This window comes from Streptomyces sp. NPDC056161 (assembly GCF_042268025.1).
Classification (GTDB): domain Bacteria; phylum Actinomycetota; class Actinomycetes; order Streptomycetales; family Streptomycetaceae; genus Streptomyces.
Window position 1 is genome coordinate 1 of record NZ_JBHJUV010000123.1, and the last position, 5,510, is coordinate 5,510.

Consider the following 5,510-nt stretch of genomic DNA (forward strand, 5'->3'; position numbering starts at 1 on the left):
GGGCCGGCCGTCGCTTCGCTTTCGCGGGCCGTCGCTTTCGCCGTCGCCGTCGCCGTCGCCTTCCCCGGCCGCACCGGTCGCGGAGCGCTACAGCCCCCGGCCGCCACGGTCACCAGCCGCGAGGGTGACCCGCCACGGTGGCCGGCTGTCACATGACGCGCCGCCACGGTCACCGGCCGCCGCCTGAACCGAAAACTTTCCTCGCCTGGACAAAAAAAGTTTTCGGTGGGAGGGTGGGGCGCATGCTGGATGTGACCGTGATCGAGGACCCGGAGGCCGCCGCCGTGTCGCTGGACCCGACGAGGGCCCGGCTGCTCGCCGAACTGGCCACCGCGCCCGCGTCGGCAGCCATGCTGGCCGGCCGGGTCGGGCTGCCCAGGCAGAAGGTGAACTACCACCTCAAGGCGCTGGAGCGGCACGGCCTGGTCGAACTGGCGGACGAGCGCCGCAAGGGCAATGTCACCGAGCGGCTGATGCGCGCGACCGCGGCGTCGTACGTGATCAGCCCGCTGGCGCTGGCCCCGGTGCAGCCGGACCCGGACCGCTTCCGGGACCAGCTGTCCGCCCGCTGGCTGCTGGCGCTCGGTGCCCGGCTCGTCCGGGACGTCGGCGCGCTGATCACCGGCGCGGCCAGGGCCCGCAAGCGGCTGGCCACCTATGCCCTGGACGGCGAGGTCCGCTTCGCCTCGGCCGCCGACCGCGCGGCCTTCGTCCAGGAGCTGACGGCGGGCGTGAGTGCCCTCATCCGAAAGTACGACGTCCCCGGTGCGGCGGGCGGCCGGGACCACCGGATCGTCGTCGCCGTCCACCCCACGGTCAAGGACGGGGTGCAGGCTCCGCCCGCGGCCCGCGAGCAGTCCGTGGCCGAGGACCGGCCCGCGCTCGCCGACGGTTCACCGGCCGATGGCCGCGGCACGGCCGCCGGGCGTTCCGACGCCACCGGCCGCACCACCCCCGACGGCCGCACTACCCGCGACGACTCCGTTATCGCCGACGACCGTGTCACCCCCGACGGCTCCGTTATCCCCGACGACCGTGTCACCCCCGACGACCGCGTCACCGTCGGCGACTCCGCCGCCCCCGACACCCCGGCCGCCACTGACCACCCAGTCACCCCCGACAACTCCGTCACCGCCGAAGACCGGTCCTCCGCCCGTGAGCGGTCCGGTGCCGGCGATCAGTCCGCGGTCGCGGGCCACCCCGTGGTCCGGGCCCCCGCCACGGTCCGGGAGCGGTCCGCCCCGGCACCGGACCCGCAATGATCAGGAGCTTTCCCACCATGGCCAAGGAATTCGAGATCGTCAGCGAGTTCGACGTCGACGCCACACCGGAGGAGGTGTGGCAGGCCGTCACCAGCGGCACCGGAGGCTACCTGTGGCCGATGGAACCGCCGGAGCCCCGGGTGGGCGGCCGGGGCCCCTTCGGATCCGCCGTCACCGCGTGGGACCCGCCGCACCGCTACACCAACCGCGTCGAGAACGTCGAAGGCATTTCGCAGCAGACCGCCAACCAGCTCGACTACACCATCGAGCCGCGCGACGAGGGCCGGCACGCCTGGGTGCGGTACGTGCACAGCGGCATCTTCGTCGACGACTGGGACAACCAGTACGACGGCGCGAGGCGGCACACCGAGTTCTATCTGCACACCCTGCGCGAGTACCTGGCCCACTTCGCGCCCCGCCCGGTCGCCTTCGTCAGCCTCGACGGCCCCGAGGCGTCCGGCGCCGCCGACGCGTTCACCGCCGTCGGCCCGGCACTGGGGCTCGCCGACGACACCGAGCAGGGCGCGCGCGTGCGGGCACGGGGCCCGCAGGGGCGGCTCATCGACGCCGTCGTCGACTTCCGCAACCCGTACTTCATCGGCCTGCGCACCGACACCGCCCTGCTCCGCTTCTTCGGGCGCAACCACTGGGGCGCGCCGGTCGGCATCTCCGTGCACGACTTCGCGCCGGACGCCGACGCCAAGGCGAACGGAGCCGCCTGGCAGGGCTGGCTGGACGGGATTTTCAGCCGGTCCTGAGCACGTCGTACGCCCCGTCGGGACGGGCCCGCGCAAAGGCTGGGGGGACGGCTGCGCACCCCCGTCTCCGTGCGCGGCGGCCCCCGATCCGTTCAGGAGTGGTCAAGGTTTCGGCCAGTGAACGCCCCGGTGGGGAGATGAACCGGGCGGCATGGGTGGATATCCGTCTAGGCTGAGCGGCTGAGTCCTGTTACGGCCGCGAGGAGAACCAGCCGATGTCAGACAGCTCCCCCCTGCCGCCGGTGCGGCTGCACTCCGAAGCGGAGCTGGCGCGTGCCGCGCTGTCCACGCCGTCACTCTCCCGGGCCGCCCGGCTCGCCCGCTGGGCCGGTCCCGCGACCCGGGTGGACGCCGGGGGCGGCCTCGTCGACGAACAGCTGCCGGCCGCCGCCGAACACCTGGGGCTGACCGGCGACGACGCCGCGGCCTGGGCGAGCGAGTCCTGGCGGATCGCCGTGGACACCGGCCTCGTCGAGATCGTCGACGAGGACGCCGGGACGGTGGCGGCGGGGGAGGAACTGGCGCTGCTCACCTCGGGCTCGCCGAACGACGTGCTCACGGTGTGGCTCACCGCCCTGGAGACCGTCGTCGCCGAGGCGAGCGTGCCCGACCTGGACGGTCTGATGGACACCCTCGACGCCGGCGGCGAGGTCGATTTCCCGTCACTCGACTGGGATCCGGAGGCCGATGCCGACTTCCTCGACGGCGTTCTCGGCAACCTGTACCTGCTGACCGTCAGCGAGGACGGCCCCGGCGACGGCCCGGTGCCGCTGCCCGCGCTCGCCGCCTCGATGATCGTCCCCAACGACATGGGCGAACCCAGCAACGACGTGCTGGAGCAGGTGTCCGACGCGATGATGCGCCTGGACGACCAGTTCCGGGCGCTGGTGCCGATCGGCCTCGTGGAGTACCAGCCGGTCGACGAGGCACTCATGGCCGAGGGCGACGACGAGCCGGCCACCCCGGTGGACGACACCGACGTGGCCCGCTACGGCCTGGTACGGCTCACCCCGCTCGGCCTGTACGGGCTGCGGGCGCGGCTGCTGGACGCCGGGTACACGGCGCCCGCGGTCGGCGAACTCGTGGACAAGGGCGCGGACGTCCTGCTCGACGGCACCTCCGGCTTTCCGCAGGCGGCGGCCCACGCCGAGACCGAACAGTGGCTGGCCCGCCGTGAACCCCTCCCCGCCGCACGGGAGTTGCTGGCCGCGGCGCGGGGCGGCGACGCCGGGGCGGCGCTGCGCAGGCTGCGCTGCCAGCAGGCGCTGTCCCTGGTCGGCCCGGAGGCCGAGCCCGCGCTGCGGGACGTCCTCGACGACGCCGAGCTGGGCGGTCTGGCCCGGGTGTGGCTGAGCGAACGGGGCATCCCCGACGTGCCGCCGCCCTCGCAGGAGCTGGTGTTCTGGCTCACCGTCGACACGGTGGCCGCGCAGCTCGCCGCCGAGGGCAACTCCGACGAACTGCGCGCCCTGGTGGAGGGGCTCGCCGCGCAGCACAGCGGGTTCTTCGCGGCGGCCTGGCGGGTGGACCATCCGGCGACCGCGGACGTGCTGGAGGCGATGGGCCGGCTGCACCCGGACAAGAAGATCGCCAAGGAGGCCCGCAAGGCCGCGTTCAAGGCACGCTCGCAGCAGGGCGGCTGAGCGCCCCGATCGTGCCGCTCGGCCCCCTGCCGTCCGGACCCGGGCGATGGGCCGCGACCCGGGCCGGGCGCCGTCGCGCGCCTGCCGCCGGGGCCCGTCGGGGCCGGACGGGGGCCGGAAGGGGGCCGGAAGGTCATGCGCGGGGAAAGCGTACGGCCGGACGTCTTGGGATTCCCGTGGGTCGGCGTGTACGGATTCATGGAAGCGGGGGCGGTGAAGTCGCCCGGTGTTCAACTGCCGTTCAGGGGAGGGCGGGAGCGTTTCGGCGCACCGCGATCCGTCACCCGGCACGGCAATCCCACCGTCACAGGAGACAGCATGTCGCTCACCCGCAGGGACTTCGCCAGGACTTCCGCGATCACCGGTGCCGGTGTCGCACTGGCGGGCAGCGTAGTCGCCCTCGCCACCGCCCCGAACGCCCTGGCCGCCACGGACACCGAGAGCGTGGGGGAGGAGAAGCAGGGCGCCGCGCACGGCTCGGTCGGCTACGGACCGCTGGTCCCGGACCCGAACGGCCTGCTCGCCCTGCCCGCCGGCTTCTCGTACCGGGTCATCACCTACAGCGGCCGGACCAAGCTGGAGTCCGGCGAGTTCACGCCCTCCAACCACGACGGCACCGCCACCTTCGACGGCCCGCGCGGCGCCACCCTCCTCGTCAACAACCACGAACTGGGCGGCCCGCGCGCGGACTGGGAGCACCCCGTCCCGCTCGCCGACGGCCTCGTCTACGACCCGGCCGCCTCCGGTGGCTGCACGGTCGTCGAGGTCCGCCGCGACGACGTGGCGGAGTGGGTCGGCATCGCCGGCACCGCCACCAACTGCGCGGGCGGCCACACGCCCTGGGACACCTGGCTCACCTGCGAGGAGACCGAGGACAAGGCCGGCCAGAACGGCATGACCAAGGACCACGGCTACGTCTTCGAGGTCGACCCCGCCGACCGCCGGGCCAACCGTGACCCGAAGCCGGTCAAGGCGCTCGGCCGCTACGCCCACGAGGCCGTCGTCGTCGACCCCAAGCGCGGCCACCTGTACCTGACGGAGGACGCGTCCAACCCGAACGGCCTGCTGTACCGCTGGACCCCGCCCGAGGGCTTCCACCACGGCCGCGGCAAACTGCGCACCCTCGCCGCCGACGCGGGCAGGCTCCAGGCGTTCAAGTGCTTCGACTCGGGCGGCCAGTTCGTCGACGACCTCTCCCGCGCCACGAGGATCGGCACGGTCTACGGCGTCGACTGGGTCGACGTCCCCGACCGCGACGCGCGCACCACCTCCGTCCGCAAGCAGTTCACCACCGGCCAGGTCACCCGCGCCCGCAAGCTGGAGGGCATGTGGTGGGGCGACGGCGGCACCTACATCGTCTCCTCCTACGCCCGTGCCGAGAGCCCCGCGCAGCACGACGGCGCCGTCTGGTTCTACGACCCGGGGCGCCGCACGCTGACGCTGAAGGTCCTCATCGGCGTCAACCCCGACCCGTCCGCGGAAGGCGACTTCGACGGACCGGACAACATCACCGTCTCCCCGTACGGCGGCCTCGTGATCGCCGAGGACGGCGAGGGCCTCCAGCACCTGTTCGGCGCGACCGACAGCGGCCGCACCTACCCGATCGCCCGCAACGAACTGAACATCGGGACCACCGAGGAGCCCGAGTACAGCGAGTTCACCGGGGTGACCTTCTCGCCCGACGGCAAGACCCTGTACGCCAACATCCAGACGCCCGGCATCATGCTCGCCATCACCGGCCCCTGGAAGCGGCACACCAAGCGCTGACCAGCGGCCGAGGCCCGTGGCCCGCCGTCCGGGCGGCGGGCCCCGGCCCCGGGTAACAGCCCGGGGAAAAAACGGTCGGA

The 5,510-nt window shown here is 73.4% G+C and carries 3 protein-coding genes and 1 pseudogene; all 4 read left to right on the forward strand.

Annotation, left to right across the window (positions count from 1 at the left end; genetic code table 11):
• Nucleotides 1-242 precede the first annotated feature (242 nt).
• Nucleotides 243-842: pseudogene (locus ACFC09_RS45610) on the forward strand (ArsR/SmtB family transcription factor); the annotation flags it as partial.
• Between the two features lie 437 nt (nucleotides 843-1,279).
• Nucleotides 1,280-2,020, forward strand: a complete 741-nt coding sequence (locus ACFC09_RS45615; RefSeq protein WP_376539050.1) for an SRPBCC domain-containing protein — start codon at nucleotides 1,280-1,282, stop codon at nucleotides 2,018-2,020.
• A gap of 215 nt (nucleotides 2,021-2,235) precedes the next feature.
• On the forward strand, nucleotides 2,236-3,663 hold the full coding sequence (locus ACFC09_RS45620; RefSeq protein WP_376539052.1) for a hypothetical protein: 1,428 nt from the start codon (nucleotides 2,236-2,238) through the stop codon (nucleotides 3,661-3,663).
• 318 nt (nucleotides 3,664-3,981) lie between these two features.
• Nucleotides 3,982-5,430, forward strand: a complete 1,449-nt coding sequence (locus tag ACFC09_RS45625) for an alkaline phosphatase PhoX (protein ID WP_376539053.1) — start codon at nucleotides 3,982-3,984, stop codon at nucleotides 5,428-5,430.
• The last annotated feature ends 80 nt before the right edge of the window (nucleotides 5,431-5,510 follow it).

Coding starts and splice junctions, on each gene's coding strand:
- ACFC09_RS45620 (WP_376539052.1), top strand. CDS start 2,236: ATGTCAGACAGCTCCCCCCTGCCGCCGGTGCGGCTGCACTCCGAAGCG.
- ACFC09_RS45625 (WP_376539053.1), top strand. CDS start 3,982: ATGTCGCTCACCCGCAGGGACTTCGCCAGGACTTCCGCGATCACCGGT.
- ACFC09_RS45615 (WP_376539050.1), top strand. CDS start 1,280: ATGGCCAAGGAATTCGAGATCGTCAGCGAGTTCGACGTCGACGCCACA.